Raw genomic sequence first — 14,843 nt, 5'->3', positions numbered from 1 at the left:
GGATGCTCTTACTCATTCACGCGAAGTATCGCACCCACGACAGCCCGGCGGCCCAGCCAAATGTGGATATAAACCCCCAGAACCGACACCAGGGCCAGTGTCGCCGCCAGCAACAGCGGCCACCACACCTCGGTCCCCGCCACCGCCGCCCCGCCCGCGTACGCCGACAGGTCGATCGCCGGACCCAGCGCGGGCTCCAGCCCGAGACCCAGCCCCAGACCGGCCAGCGCCGTCAGCAGGATCATCGGCGTGACCTCCAGCACCGTCAGCCGCCGCGCCTGCCCCGCCGACAGCCCGAGCGTGCGCAGGAACGACAGCGCCCGCGCCCGCTCCCGCGCGCCCACCACCAGCGCCAGCACCACCGCCGCCAGCGCGTAGCCGCCCAGCGCCAGCGTCACCACACGGAAGACCACCTGGACCGTCGCCGTCAGCGGCTCGTCCTCGATCGCCCGCAGCGCGTCCCCGAACGTGCGCACCCGCACACCCGCGCCAGCCGCCTCGGCCAGGTCCGCCGCCGCCACGCCGTCGCCCTGCACGAACAACGTGGTGATCTCCACCTCGCGCCCCATCCGCGCCCGCACGTCCAGCGGCGTCACCACGAACTCCCGCAGATCGCCCAGCCCCGGGAACGAGGTCACCGAGCCCTGGGGCCGCAGCTTCACCTGCACGTTCCACGTCACCGTGAGCTCGGGGACCACCTGGTCGGGCGGCACCAGAGCGGGAATCCCAGGACCGTCGCGCAGCGGGCCGGGCGGCCTGAGCGGCGTCCCGGCCACGATCGCGCGGTACGCCTCCAGGTCGATGGCCACCAGCGTGGGATGGCGCTCGGCGATCCGCACGGTGGCGATCTGCGCGGGAACCACCCGCTTCACCCCCGGAACCCGGCGCACCCGCTCGACCGCCTCGGGAGAGAACACGCCGGCGGCCTGCAGGCGGGCGTGGGCGCCGACCTCGTTCCACGCCACGTGCTCCTGGGCGGTCGAGATGCCCGAGGCGATCACCGCGGAGAAGACCGACACGGCCAGCGCGGGCAGCAGCACCAGCACCGGCAGCACCGAGAACGAGCGCGCCCTGGCCGCCAGCGTCAGGCCCAGGAACGGCACCGCCCGGCGACGGCGTGCGGCCAGCCGTACCAGGAGGCGGAGGGGGAAGGGATAGCAGCGCACGGTGATCACCGCGACCGCCACCGTCAGCCCGAACGGCACCAGCACCAGGAACGGGTCCCCGACCGCCAGCCCGCGCAGGCGCAGCAGGAACGCGCCGCCGAGCGCCAGCGCCACCACCGCCGCCTCCACGGTGATCCGCGCCGGTGACAGCCGGGCGGCCACGACGTCGGCGCGCCGCTCGTGCAGGGGTGCGCGGTGCCGGACCGCGAGCAGCGCCGCCGCGCCGGCCACGACGGCGACGGAGATCAGCGCGGGACCGGCGTGCACGATCGGCGTCAGCGGGCCGGGCACGGCGTAGGACAGCCCGTATCCGCCCAGCGCGGCGGGCAGCGTGGCCAGCGCCACCAGACCCGTCCCCGCGCCCGCGACCTGCCGCAGCGACCCGCCGCGCGCCCGCGCGAGCGCCAGCGCCCGGTCCGTCCGCTCCACCATCAGCTGTACGGCCAGCAGCACCACACACAGCGAGACCGCCAGCAGCCCGCCCAGCACCACGGTCATCACGGTCTGCGCGGTGGCCAGCTCGCCCAGGAACCTGCCGAGCAGCTCGGGGAAGCGGGTGTCGAGGACGTAGCGGTTCCACGGGTCGGCGGCCTCGACGCCGGTCAGCCGCTCGTATTCGGCGATGGCCGCGGGCAGCGCGGGCGCCTCCCGCGCGGTGACCTTGCTGGTGTCCAGCGGGATCACCCACGCGTAGCGGAGCTGCCGCTCCCCGCCGCCGAGCACCGGCAGGCTCTCCGGTGAGATGAGCGCGTCGACGTGCAGTTCGTAGATGTCGCTGCCGGGGAGCGGCACCCGGTTGACCGCGCGCACGGCCCGGTTGTGGTCCCAGAACCGGTCGGCCGGGTCCACGACGTCGAAGAGGCCGGTGACGGTCGCGTCGATGACCCCGACGGTGCCGAGCTGGAGGCGGGTGCCGACCCGGATGTTCATCGCCTCGGCGGCCGACCTGACGACCGCGAGCTCGAAACGCCTGCCGTCCGACTTGCCGGGAGGCCGCCCGGCCACGTAGCGGATGCGCTGCTCGACGCCGGAGACCCAGGTCGGGTCCACGAACAGCGGGCCGTCCGCCATCGGCCCCTTCATCACGGGCAGGTTGAACGTGGAGGCCCGCTGATGGCCGGGCCCCACCATCCGGCGCAGGTCCGGCGGCAGGATCTCGCGCAGCCGCGTGTCGCGCCGGGCGAAGTCCTCGGCGGTGCGGTGCTCGGGCGGGTTGTCCTGGGTGGAGTACTCGACCGTCAGGTCCGTCCAGTCCGCGGACGCCGACCCCACCGAGTGCGCGAACGCCCGGTCGTAGGCCGCCTCCATCATCTTCGGCAGCGCCGCCACCAGCAGCGCCGCCGCGGCCACCAGGGCGGCGAGCACGGCCAGCGCTCCGGCGTGCGTCCTGGCCAGGCGCAGCGGGTTCACAGGTCCTCCTTGACCAGCGGCGCCCGGCGGCGCAGGCTGCCCGCCAGCCCCGCGACCACGCCGAACAACACCAGGCAGACCGCCACCGCCATCGCCAGCGTGGCCCACCACGGGAAGACCGGCGTCACCGCCGGCACCACGGCCGCCGCCTGCCCGGTCAGCACGATGTGCGGCACCACCAGATACCCCACCACGACCGCCAGCCCGATCCCCGCCCCCATCGCCAGCCCGATCACGAACGCCTGCTCCACCGCCAGCAACCAGAACAGCTGCCGCCCGCTCATCCCCAGCGCCCGCAGGATCGCCAGCTCACCTGCCCGCTCGCGCGCCGCCACCGCCGCGCTCACCAGAAACCCCAGCACCGCGAACGCCAGCGCCGCCGCGAAGCCGAGCGTCAGCGCCCCCTCCAACCCCGCCGCCAGCGGGTCGTCACGCAGCTTCGCCGCCTGCGACGGCAGATCCACCACGCTCGCGCCCCACGCGGGCGCGTGCCGCAACCGCTCCACCGCGGGCGCGGTGTCGCCGCCGCGCGCCGCAGCCCACCACTCGGTGACGGGCTTCGGCGGCAGCGCCCACGCCTGGTCACGGGCCTGCGCCGTGGGCAGATCCAGGAGTACGGCGGGCCGTCCCGCGGCCGTCGAGGGCAGCGCGTCCACGATGCCTGCCACGTGTACCGCGGTGTTGCGGCCCTCGATCGCCACCGCGGTGACCTGGCCGACGCGCGCCTTCATGATGGCTGCCAGATCTCGCGAGACGACCACGGGCAGGGGGTGGCTTCGATCGCTCGGCGAGGCCAGCAGGTCGGCCTTGCCCAGGGTGACGACCAGGGGCTGTGGGTCGGCGGGGGCTTCGGCGGGTTTGGGTGCCGGGACCTCGATGGTGAAGCCGCCTGGGGTCGTCGTGAGCTTGCCGCCGCGCAGGCGGCCGGGGCGCTGGATGGCGTGGGTCCAGGGGGTGCCTTTTGGGGCGTTCAGGCCGGTTACGGTGATCCTGGTTGCCGCGCCTCTTGCCGGGACTGGCAGGTCGAACGTCAGTCCGCGCAGGGACAGGGGGCCCGGCGTGCCCGTGCGGCCGTAGAGCGGACGCAGGTCCAGCTCCAGCGTGTGCTTGCCTGGCTCCAGTGGTCCGATGGTCAGCTCCCGCCAGACGCCCAGCCCGTCCACGACGCTGACCTTGACCGGCACCGCTTCCGCTGCCTCTAGCCGCACGCCCAGCCGCAGCCGGTCGCCCGGTAAGGGGATCACCGGGATGTCGGGACGTCCGGCGAGCAGCCTGGCGGCCATGTCCGGGACCGGGTCGGGCGACAGGTCGGCGCGCAGCCGCATGATGCCGCCGATCTTGGCCGCGTCCACGCCGAGCATCGTGACGTCCGTGCCTCCGACGTCGGCGCTGCCTCGGTAGACCGGGCTGATGGCTCGCACGCCCGGCAGAGTGGCGAACGTGCCGCCTCGGCCGAATACGCCGAGTTCGTGGTTCTCGGGCGGGTCGGAGATGCGCAGGTCCGCACCGGTCTGGTGGGCGGCCTGGTCGTTCTGGGAGGTTCGCCAGGTGGCCGCTGTGGCCAGCGACAGGCCGCCGATCGCCACGGCCATGGTCAGCAGCAGGGCCGGGCCGGCGTACCTCAGCGGGCGTCTGCTCACCTGCATCGCGCCCAGCGCGGGGGCCAGGCCCGTCTGTCTGGTGGCCAGCCGTTCCGCGAGCCCGGATACCAGCGGCACCAGCCGCAGGCTCACCAGCCCGCCGGTCAGCAACGCCAGCGCCGGGCCGGAGACGATCAGCGGATCGACCCCCAGCCCGCCGGTCGCGGTGGCCGTCACCGGGGCCCCATAGTGTCGGAGCTGCCAGATCGCCAGCGCCGCCACCCCCACCAGCACCAGGTCCGCCCCGGCCCGCTGCACCAGCCCTCTGCGGGCGCGCGCGGTCTGCGTCTCGACATAGGTACGCCGGGCCCCGGCCAGGGCGGGCAGCGCCAGCAGTACCGCACAGGCACCGGCAACAAGCGCCGCCACCACAAACGCCCCCACCTCAGCCCCCGTGCCGGCTGCCCCTGCGCTCGCGCCCGCTGCTTCGAGCAGGATTGGCGCGAGGAACGGTGCCGCCACCGCGCATGGGACCGCGACCAGCAACGCCTCCGCGCCCGTGAGCAGCGCCAGCCGCACACTGCCCGCCCCCCGCGCCCGCAGCAGCGCGGCCTCCATGCGCCGGTGGTCGGCCAGCAGGCGGGCGGTCAGCATCAGCGCATAGCCCGCCAGCAGGACGAGCTGGAGCACCGGGATGAGCATGGTCGAACGTGCCACCAGCGCGGCGGTGTCGAGCTGGGCGATGACCTCGGGCAGGCGGGAGGTGGCCCCGCAGTTGACGCAGCCCGCCCGGGCCAGGCGTTCCTTCGTCCCGGCGACGTCGGCCGCGAACGCCGCCAGCCGGTCGGGCTGCAGCCCCCGCAGGTCCGGCACCGCCAGCCAGGTGACGCTGACATGGTCGGCGAACCGCTCCAGGAACGTCTCGCGTGCCACGACCAGCGGGCCGTACGTGGTGTAGTTGCCCACCTCGGCCCCGCGCACCAGCAGCGGCTCGGCGAACCACCGCTCCCCGAACGGGTCGTCGAGCTGGAAGATCCCGGAGACGCGGACGGTGGCCGGCGCCTTGTCCACCCGCCCCTCGGTGGTGAACGTCCGGCCCGGAGCCAGCCCGAGCGCGGTCGCGACCGGCTGCGAGACCGCCGCCTCCACCACGTCCCCTCGCCGCGGCCAGGTCCCCGCGACCAGCTTGGCGTGCTTGTCCAGATCCTCATAAAGGCCGAAGGTGAACAGCTCCGGCGTCTCGCGGCCGAGCTGCCCCGGCGCCACGTACGTGGCCGACCTGGCCGTCGCCGTGACTGTCGCAGGCAGTCCCTGGTACGCGCGCTCGACCTGGTCGCGCACCATGGCGTCGATCCGGTGGAAGTTCTCCTTCGTCACCGGAGCGGACAGGACCGCCGCCTTGTCCGGGATCGCAGCGGTTGCCATGGTACGGCGCACGCCCGCCTCGGTGATCGTGGAGGCGTACATCGTCAGGGCCACGAGGGTGGCGGTGGCCAGGAGGATGGAGAAGAACGCGGCCAGCAACAGCAGGGGCTCGCTCAACGCCCGCCTGATGACAAACAGCCCCCGCATGGCTTCCACCATCCGGGGAGTCTTGTGGGCGGGCAATGGCGGGGCACTTAATGGTGATCCAGCCGAGATTCCCGTGTGATGCGGAAATCGTGACATTCGCCGCGGGGCCCCCGGAAAATCGCATGCGTCACGGGTGTGGGCAGGTGTTGGATGCCCAGATGATCAACGAGCCGTTGGAACGCCTCCGGGCCGCCGCCCGGCGTACCCGCGAACTGGCCCTGAACCGGGCAGGCACCGGCCTGGGTCACCAGGACGCCGACGACGACGTCGGCACGATCGGCACTGACGGCGCGCTCGGGTTCGACCCGTTCCCGCTGCTCGAGGCCCTTCACCGCCATGGCGTCCGGGCCGTGGTGATCGGGCAGGTCGCCGGCATCATGCACGGATCCACCGAACTGACCGGCGACCTGGACCTGCTCTGGGACGGCCTCCCTGCCCACGCCCCTGCCTTGGCAGCGGCCTTCGCCACCGTCCATGCCCAGCTGATGGACGAAGCGGGCAACCCCGTACCCCTTGTCGCGGAGTCCTTTCTCCGCCCCAAGGTTGAGTTCACCTCGGCCGGGGCCGGTGGCGACTGCTGCACCCCGGCGCTGCCCTGGGGCGGCCTTCGGGTGGGGGAGTTCCTCGACCGCGCGATCACCACGGCCGACCCGAGCGGCCTGCACGTTCACTACGCCGCCCGAGAGGACCTGATCCGGATGCGCCGCGCCATCGGCCGCCCCAAGGACCTCCGCCGGGCAGCAGAACTGGAATCTGATCCGGGTCAGATTGCCATGGAGAAGCGCCGGCAGACGTGAACCTCAGAGTGTCATGGAGAAGCGCCGACAGACGTGAACCCGGGCGAACTCGCGACGTAGCCGCTCCTCCTCGTTGAGGCTGGCGTGGAGGAACACCGACACCGGGTGCAGGCCTGGGCGGGCGCCGGTGAGCGCGCGTTCCGGCTCGCTGGTGTGCGCGGGCTCGTCGGTTTGTGTGCGCTCGGCCTTCGCGTAGTGACTGGCGTAGACGTGCAGGTAGTGGTCGCTCTCGCGGAAGCCCATCGCCCGATACCAGCGCAAGGCGTCCGGGTCGTCTCGGGTCCAGGCGTCGAGGGTGGTCACCGTGGGCATGGTGCGGACGCGTGTCAGGGCCTGTTCGAGCAGCGCGCGGCCGATGCCCGCGTGCTGGTGGTCAGGGTGGACCGCGACGGTCTCGATGGTCGCCAGCTCACCGTCGACGGCGACGTCCATCAGACCGAGAACGGTGGCCTGCCGGTCGACCGCGACCAACTCGAAGCCAGGGGCCGCGATGGCGGGTTTCGCCGGGGCGACGTCGTCGTAGTAGGCGGTGCTCAGAAAGGCCAGGACTCGGCAGCGGAGCCAGGAAGGCTCGTCGGCGCGGGCGTAGTCACGGAGAATGCGGTTCAAGGCAGTGATCCTTAACAGGCAGCAGGAAAACCGGCAGGGTGCGGGTGCGGCCTTGAAAGATCACGACCTGATTGTGCGGAACGCTGCGGGCGAGAACAAACCGTTTTCGGCGGTTGCCTCCGCGCAGAGCCGGTAACTACCCTGAAGCGAAGCGTGCGAGGGCGCTGCCAGTCTGCGGGCAGGGATTTTCCCACCTCGACCAGCATGTCAACGCACCGGACACCACCAACCTCTCTCCGGCCGGGCAAGCGGACCTCGGCGACGATGGAGGTTGCGATGTCCGATCGTCATTTCGAGCTACCGGCCCATCCAAACGCCGAGTACTACCGCAAGCAGGCCAAACACCTGCATCACGCGTACGCCGCGGGCGATGCGGCGGCCGGAGCCCGGGTCGCCGACGCGCTGGGCGATCGAGCCGGGGAACGGTTCCTGCTCAGCGACGCCCAGTTCGTCCTCGCCCAGGAACACGGCTTCCGGACCTGGCCCGAATTCCGCGCCCACATCGAAAGCCGCAGCACCATCGAAGAACGCCCCGTCTCCCGCCTCATGGGCGTCATGCCCGGGATCTACGCGTCGATGGCCGACACCCTCCTCACCGAGCTGAGCCGAGACAGTCCCGGAGCGCTGCGACGGCTACGGGCCTACGTCCCCCGCCACGCCACCGCGCGCTCCGCCGCAACCGCCGGACTTCGCGACGCGCGGCTGATCATCGCGCGGGAGCTCGGCTTCCCGACCTGGCAGGAACTCCTGTCGTTCACCGAAAAATCCCGGCACGACCTCAGCGAACACCGCCGCCGACGGCAGCGGCTGCACCGCGAAGCCGAAGCCCTGCTGACCGGCAACACTGACCAACTGGCCCAGCTGACCGCCGAGCAGGCCGACACCCTGCTGCACATGCTCGCGGGCCCCGAGACGATCCCCGGCGTCCGGCTCTGCAAAGAACTCGGTGCGCCCCGCGCCGCAGTCGCCGTCCTCCTCCGCAAGGCCACCGACCTGGACCTCCCGCTCACCTGGGCCGCCCGCTTCAACCGGGTCGGCTACGTGCGCCTGCTGCTCGACGCCGGCGCCGACCCCGGCACCCGGACCCTGGGCATCACTCCACTGGAGAACGCCGTCTACCACGGCAACACAGAGGTAGTCGACCTGCTAGCAGTACACGCGATCGTCCCGCAGGCACTCTGGACGTACGCCGCCTGCGGCCGGCTGGACCTGGTACGGACCTGCTTCGACGGCGACGGCATGCTCCGCCCGGACGCCGCCCCGGCACGTCCCGACCTCGCCGACACCGGCGCCGGCTTCCCCTCCCGCCTGCCACCGACTGACGACCCGGAGGAGATCATAGGAGAGGCGTTCGTCCACGCCTGCCAGCACGGCCGGATCGAGGTCGTACGCTGGTTCCTCGACCACGGCGTCCATCCGGACGTGGCGCCCTACCTCGGTCGAACCGGCCTGCACTGGGCGATCCCGGGCGGCCATCTCCCCGTGATCCGCCTGCTCCTGGAACGCGGCGCCGACCCATCCCTCCGCGACGACCTCCTCCGTACTGACGCCGACGGCTGGCTGCGAATAAGTTACGCCGCCCGCCCCCACGATCCAGAAGCTCACCACCTCCACAACCTGATCACGTCCGGCCCCACCCACTAAGGGAGAGGTGTCCCCGCCCGGGAGAACCCTCCGGAACCCAAGGCGGGGACACCGCGCCCATCCCCTGCGACGTGGGCGGGCCGGCGGGGATGGGCTGTCCAGAACCCCTGCTGGTTGAGGGCCTATTCGGTGTCTTCGCCGAGAATCTCGCGTGCCAGGCCCGGGTACTGCCTGATCAGATCCCGCAACTCGTCGCGGAGCTCATCCCGGTCCGGTACGCGCATCCAGCCCTTGCCATGGAGCTCCTCCCGGAAGGCACGAAGCCAGTTCTTCGTCGTCCAGGCTTCAGCCAGCCGCTCCCAGCTACCTCCGCAGCTGGCGAGAACCCGCCGCAGTGAGGCCTGAAGCGCATCCTTGTCAGCTTGGTTCGTGTGCCTGGCAAGAGCGGCCTCATGCGCGGCTTTGATGTCGGCGGCACTGACGTCACCCCGCATCAGCTCCCAGTCCGCCATGTCAGAGATATCCGTCATCCAACACACTCCTCACCCAGATCCAGCTCGCCACGCCGCCCCCAAAGCCGGGCAGCCTGTTCGCCGGTGGTCGCCGTCGTGTGCTCGCCTGCGGCCAGGTGCCGGAGGCAGATGACTGCCGTCATCGGCGGTTCGGGCGTCCCAGTCGGGAATGGGGAGGGCCATGGCTCCGACCGTAAGAGTGCGACTTCCAACCGCTCCAAAAGTTGCCCAAGTTTGCCCGTCACCCGGTGGGCAACGCCTCAATGGCTTCTCGTACGAGCGCTGCGGCCGACTCCCCAACAACAGCGAGCGGGAACAACCGCTCCCAAGCCGACACGTACATGGCGATCTCGTCCGGCTGCACGATAGTGAGGTAACCGGACACGAGCTCGATGTTGGTCTGGGCGAAGTCCGTCATCGTGAACGACTCCTCCGGCCACACCCCCCAGCCCGTCACAGTCCGGTCCGCGCGCCGGGGGATGACCGCCACCGTCACCGAGGGCATCAACATGACGGAGATCAGATGCCTGAGCTGTTCAGCGTGCACGCGAGGGCTCGTCGTGCGGTACCACAACACGCTCTCCTCAAGCAGGAAGACGAAGCGGGCGTCGGCCCGATGCAGCACGCGCCGGCGATCCATCCTCTCCGCCACCGCCCCGGCGACATCGTCCACCTCGACGCCCTGCTCCCGCCTTGCGGCCTCCAAGGCCGCCGTCGTGTACTGCTCTGTCTGGAGGAGCCCGGGAATCACCTTGTTCGAGTACACGCGCATCAAACGGACGCGTTCATACCGCTCCCGCACGGATTCCTGCGCCGCCTTCAGCCCGCGCCGGTTGAGCTGCTGGTAGCTGACCCACATCCCGACCGCCGCGCGCAGTTCCGCCAGCAGCGTCTGGGTACGGCCCGCCGGCACGCCGCAGATGTGGCACCAGGTCCGTAGGTCCTCGGCCGTGATGGGGCGGGCGGCATGCTCGATCTTCGACACCTTGGACACCCCGTGCCAGCCGGCAAGCTCGGCGAGCCGGCGCCCGGTCAGTCCCGCGTCCTCGCGGATCTCGCGGAGCTGATCAGCGAGATGCTGACGCGCCGCCTGTGCGCTGGAGGAGGACGAGGCCATGGTGAAGTTCTACACGCTGCCCGGTCCGCGTCATCTCGGCCGGTAGTCCGCGTGCGGGATCGCCCGCTCCCACACCTGCTCGAACATGGCGATGCAGCGCGTCACCGTGGCGGGGTCGTTGGTGAACTGGTCCTCATCCGTGTCGACTCCGGCACCGGAGTTGAAGTTGAAGCAGACCACGCGCCCGTCGAACATCCAGAAGTCGGTCCCGGGCAGCGCCAGATCGTACGCCTGGCGGCGCGGCAGCCAGCGAACCTCCTCACCCGCCTCGATGTTCTCGTCGGTGATCAGGTGCTCCCACCGGATGTAGTCGCTGATGGGCTCCGACACCACTCGCGCGCGCCGGATCCGGACGCCGCGGGCCACCGTCTCGCGGACGACGCCCGTCCAGCCGGATCTGTCGTAGCGGCCGGTTCCGCCGCCCAGGAAGTCCTGGAAGGCGGGATGCGCCGGGTCGTAGGTATCGCGTGTCTCCAGGTGGACGGCCGAGTGGCGTACGCCTCGCAGCATGTCCCTGATCGTCGTCGGACCGTGCCCGACCCGGCCGGCCTCGAAAGTTCCGGCGATGGCTTCGGAGATGGTCGGCTTCATCCGGCCGGGGTGCCACACGACGGCCTCGTCGGCTCCGATCGGGCTTTCCTTGGCGATCCTGGCGAGGATCTCCGGGTCGGTCACGAGCTTGCCCTGGAAGTAGATCTTGTCGGCCTCATCGTCGACGAAGACGGCGCAGCACTTGTCGTCCGGCGATTGGGGGTCGACACCGACGAGGTGGAAGGCCACGGGATCTCCTCGCTCGTTTGTTGCCCGATGTTGTCCACGCCCGAGCCTGAGCGAGGTATGGAGGCGCGTCAAGAGGGTGGCCGTCGATGCCGTATGCCTGCTTACGCCGCCGGCCGCGTTGAAGATCCCCCCGAGCCCTTGTCAAGCAGCCCGGGCATCGCCCCAGATCACACACCACGGCCCTGCCGAACCACTGCCTGGCCTAGCCGCCTTCCAGGGGCGAAGCGGGGGTGGGATCCAGCTGGCTGACCACTTGGCTGGGCAAGGGGTGGGACCGGAAAGGCGCCCGAGCGGAGCGAGGTCGACCAGGGGTCGAGCCCGTGGCTCGACTGGAAGAACGCCTGGAATCCCGGACGCGCGAAGCGCGCCACCGTGAAAGACGATGCTTTTGGGTAAGCGGAAACGCCGCACCCCTACCCGGGGGCACGGCGTCCAGAAAGCGTCAGGCTACTTGGCTGCCAGCGCGGCGGCCTGCTTGGCGATCGCGGACTTGCGGTTCGCGGCCTGGTTCTTGTGGATGACGCCCTTGCTCACGGCCTTGTCGAGCTGACGGGAAGCCACGCGCTGCGCTGCCGCGGCCTCCTCGACGTTGCCCTGCTCGGCGGCCTCGCGGAACTTGCGAACCGCGGTCTTCAGGGACGACTTGACGGCCTTGTTGCGCAGACGAGCCTTCTCGTTCTGCTTGTTGCGCTTGATCTGGGACTTGATGTTCGCCACGAAGAAGCCTCGGTGAGAATCTGGTGATGGATGGGGCGCGCGGGCTCGAGAGAGGGCGCGCCACACGCAGTTGAACAGGCTACCAATAACTCAGGTCGCCGCTCAAATCAACGACTCCGAGCGTAGCCACTGCGTGGTGTACTCGCGCCAGTCCTCCTCCGTCGCAGCGAAGTCTACATACATGGCGAGCCCGTATCGGTCGCGTGGTCCCCGGTCGGTGATGGCCAGGCGAGCCGCCAGTGCCGTGTCGGCCACGCTCTCGGCTGAGTCGCCCCAGGGGATGCCGTGGTCGTGGTAGGCGGGGGCGCCGAGCAGCACGGTCTTGGTGTCGGGCACGAGGTCGAGGGCGAGTTTGGCCTGCCGCACGGCATGCCCGCCGTACAGGGAGGTGAGGGGCATGCCGGAGTCGTAGGCCATGACGGCCACTTGGTCGACGCGCCGGGCCACCTCGCCGAAGTATCCCTGCGACCAATATTTGTCGTGGTCCAGGAAGACCCTGGTCACCGGCCGCATGAGGGGGTAGGGCTCGATCTGGGGCGTGGACGTCGACAGGAGTTCGGTCAGCGGGCGGGTCCGGTCGAGCAGGTCGAGGAAGTCGCTGTCGTCGGAGCCGATGGGTTCGAAGTTGTAGTGGATGCCGTCGTAGCCGAGTGCGGTGATGGCGGTGACGCTGGTGAGGATGTTCTGCCTGGTGGCGGGGGAGGCGAGGTCGAGGAAGCCGTCCACCTTCTGGCCGAGCCAGGCCGAGACCCGGACGTCGGGCAGGTGTTTGTGAGCCCAGGCCACGAAGCTTTTGGCGGTGGAGATGGCGCTCATGTCGAGGGTTCCGTCGCGCTTGAAGGGGCCGCTGTGGAGGTAAAGGTCCTTGATGCCGGTACTGCGCAGCCGTACCGCCAGATTCTTGACGTCTTGCTCCGTTCGGCGGCCGTCGACCCACATGTGGCCCATCCACAGAGCGTCGTTGCCGGTGCTCTTGGCCCAGTCCGCGGGCTCGCCGGTAAACTGGACTCGGAACGCTGCGGCGACCACGCCGACCAGCACGACCACGATGGCCAAGGCAAGCGCGAGCAGGCGCAGGCCGCGGCGGATGACGGTTCGGGCAATCACCCGGGCATGTCACCATGAAAGACGCTTGACCTCAACCCTGTCGAAACGGACTTCGGTGCGCAATCAGCCTGGCCAGACCGACCCCGCGTTGATCCGCAACTTCTGCATCATCGCGCATATCGACCACGGCAAGTCAACGCTTGCCGATCGCATGCTGCAGATCACCGGTGTGGTCGACGAACGTTCGATGCGTGCTCAGTACCTCGACAGGATGGACATCGAGCGCGAGCGCGGCATCACGATCAAGTCCCAGGCGGTGCGGCTGCCGTGGGACGGGCACGTGCTCAACATGATCGACACGCCCGGCCACGTCGACTTCACCTATGAGGTGTCCCGCTCGCTGCAGGCGTGCGAGGGCGCGATCCTGCTGGTCGACGCCGCTCAGGGCATCGAGGCGCAGACGCTCGCGAACCTCTATCTCGCGATGAACAACGACCTGCACATCATCCCGGTGCTCAACAAGATCGACCTTCCGGCCGCCCAGCCGGAGAAGTTCGCCGAGGAGATCGCGGGCCTGATCGGCTGCGACCCGTCGGACGTGCTGCGGGTCTCCGGCAAGACCGGCGACGGCGTGCGCGAGCTGCTCGACCACGTCGTCGCGACGGTCCCGGCGCCCGTGGGCGCCGCCGACGCGCCCGCTCGCGCGCTGATCTTCGACTCGGTGTACGACACCTACCGGGGCGTCGTCACCTACGTACGCGTCTTCGACGGCCACCTCGGCAAGCGCGAGCGCATCACCATGATGTCCACGCAGGCCACCCACGAGACGCTGGAGATCGGCGTCATCTCTCCGGAGCCGAAGGTCGCCGAGAAGGGCCTGGGCGTCGGCGAGGTCGGCTACCTGATCACCGGCGTGAAGGACGTGCGCCAGTCGCGGGTCGGCGACACCGTCACCTCGGCGGTGCACGGCGCGAAGGAGATGCTGGCCGGTTACGACCACCCGCGGCCGATGGTGTTCTCCGGCCTCTACCCGATCGACGGCGACGAATACCCGGAGCTGCGCGAGGCGCTCGACAAGCTGCAGCTCAACGACGCCTCCCTGATCTACGAGCCGGAGACGTCGGCCGCGCTGGGCTTCGGCTTCCGCGTCGGCTTCCTCGGCCTGCTCCACATGGAGATCATCCGCGAGCGGCTTGAGCGGGAGTTCGGCCTGTCGCTGATCTCCACGGCGCCCAACGTGGTCTACCGCGTGGAGATGGAGGACGGCAAGGAGCTGACCGTCACCAACCCGTCGGAGTTCCCGACCGGCGGCAAGATCGACAAGGTCTTCGAGCCGGTGACGAAGTCGACGATCCTGGCTCCGGCCGAGTTCATCGGCGCGATCATGGAGATCTGCCAGGGCCGGCGCGGCAACCTGCTGGGCATGGACTACCTGTCGGAGGACCGCGTCGAGATCCGCTACACGCTGCCGCTCGGCGAGATCATCTTCGACTTCTTCGACCAGCTGAAGTCCCGCACCCGCGGCTACGCCTCGCTCGACTACGAGCCCGCCGGCGAGCAGGAGGCGGAGCTGGTCAAGGTCGACATCCTGCTGCAGGGCGAGCCGGTCGACGCCTTCAGCGCGATCGTGCACAAGGACAAGGCGTACGCCTACGGCGTCGACATGGCCAAGAAGCTGCGCGAGCTCATCCCGAGGCAGCAGTTCGAGGTGCCGATCCAGGCGGCCATCGGCGCCCGGGTGATCGCCCGCGAGAACATCCGCGCGATCCGCAAGGACGTCCTCGCCAAGTGCTACGGCGGTGACATCAGCCGTAAGCGCAAGCTGCTGGAGAAGCAGAAGGAGGGCAAGAAGCGGATGAAGATGGTCGGCCGGGTCGAGGTGCCTCAGGAGGCGTTCGTGGCCGCGCTGTCGACCGACTCCAACGCCGCGGACAAGCCCAAGAAGTAGCGGC

11 protein-coding genes are annotated in these 14,843 nt (G+C 70.2%); 3 read left to right on the top strand and 8 right to left on the bottom strand.

From position 1 onward, the window contains the following. Positions 1–8 precede the first annotated feature (8 nt). A complete protein-coding gene (locus tag HNR40_RS28495; protein WP_184966640.1) occupies positions 9–2,576 on the bottom strand; it encodes an FtsX-like permease family protein in 2,568 nt (855 codons plus the stop codon). Next, the gene (locus tag HNR40_RS28490) at positions 2,573–5,728 is read right to left on the bottom strand and encodes an ABC transporter permease (protein WP_184966639.1); all 3,156 of its coding nucleotides are present in this window, start codon (positions 5,726–5,728) and stop codon (positions 2,573–2,575) included. Before HNR40_RS28490 ends, HNR40_RS28495 begins: the two co-directional genes overlap by 4 nt. Positions 5,729–5,886: 158 nt before the next feature. Here HNR40_RS28490 and HNR40_RS28485 point away from each other — a divergent pair, with 158 nt between their 5' ends. Next, complete coding sequence (locus HNR40_RS28485; protein ID WP_184966637.1) at positions 5,887–6,525, top strand: hypothetical protein; 639 nt, start codon at positions 5,887–5,889, stop codon at positions 6,523–6,525. Positions 6,526–6,528: 3 nt separating this feature from the next. On the opposite strand, the gene HNR40_RS28480 is transcribed toward HNR40_RS28485, so the two are convergent. Then, the gene (locus HNR40_RS28480) at positions 6,529–7,134 is read right to left on the bottom strand and encodes a GNAT family N-acetyltransferase (RefSeq protein WP_184966635.1); all 606 of its coding nucleotides are present in this window, start codon (positions 7,132–7,134) and stop codon (positions 6,529–6,531) included. 276 nt (positions 7,135–7,410) lie between these two features. Between HNR40_RS28480 and HNR40_RS28475 the strand changes: the two genes are divergently transcribed. Next, on the top strand, positions 7,411–8,778 hold the full coding sequence (locus tag HNR40_RS28475) for an ankyrin repeat domain-containing protein (RefSeq protein WP_184966633.1): 1,368 nt from the start codon (positions 7,411–7,413) through the stop codon (positions 8,776–8,778). Between the two features lie 122 nt (positions 8,779–8,900). Here HNR40_RS28475 and HNR40_RS28470 read toward each other — a convergent pair whose 3' ends face one another. From HNR40_RS28470 to HNR40_RS28450, 5 genes are all read right to left on the bottom strand, one after another. Then, entirely contained in the window at positions 8,901–9,248 is a 348-nt protein-coding gene (locus tag HNR40_RS28470; RefSeq protein WP_184966632.1) for a hypothetical protein, read from the bottom strand. A gap of 223 nt (positions 9,249–9,471) precedes the next feature. Continuing rightward, positions 9,472–10,347, bottom strand: coding sequence for a helix-turn-helix domain-containing protein (locus HNR40_RS28465; protein ID WP_184966630.1), 876 nt, complete (start codon positions 10,345–10,347; stop codon positions 9,472–9,474). 30 nt (positions 10,348–10,377) lie between these two features. Beyond that, on the bottom strand, positions 10,378–11,127 hold the full coding sequence (locus HNR40_RS55065) for a DUF6879 family protein (RefSeq protein WP_246509575.1): 750 nt from the start codon (positions 11,125–11,127) through the stop codon (positions 10,378–10,380). 447 nt (positions 11,128–11,574) lie between these two features. After that, a complete protein-coding gene (gene rpsT, locus HNR40_RS28455) occupies positions 11,575–11,844 on the bottom strand; it encodes a 30S ribosomal protein S20 (RefSeq protein WP_184966628.1) in 270 nt (89 codons plus the stop codon). Positions 11,845–11,946: 102 nt separating this feature from the next. Further along, entirely contained in the window at positions 11,947–12,951 is a 1,005-nt protein-coding gene (locus HNR40_RS28450) for a hypothetical protein (RefSeq protein WP_184966625.1), read from the bottom strand. 55 nt (positions 12,952–13,006) lie between these two features. Between HNR40_RS28450 and lepA the strand changes: the two genes are divergently transcribed. Continuing rightward, positions 13,007–14,839 carry a translation elongation factor 4 gene (gene lepA, locus HNR40_RS28445; RefSeq protein WP_312896542.1) on the top strand — a complete coding sequence of 611 codons (1,833 nt, stop codon included), beginning with the start codon at positions 13,007–13,009 and terminating at the stop codon, positions 14,837–14,839. Positions 14,840–14,843: the final 4 nt, after the last annotated feature.

Source organism: Nonomuraea endophytica (assembly GCF_014203235.1).
Lineage (GTDB): Bacteria > Actinomycetota > Actinomycetes > Streptosporangiales > Streptosporangiaceae > Nonomuraea > Nonomuraea endophytica.
This window is presented reverse-complemented; position numbering and strand designations above follow the sequence as displayed.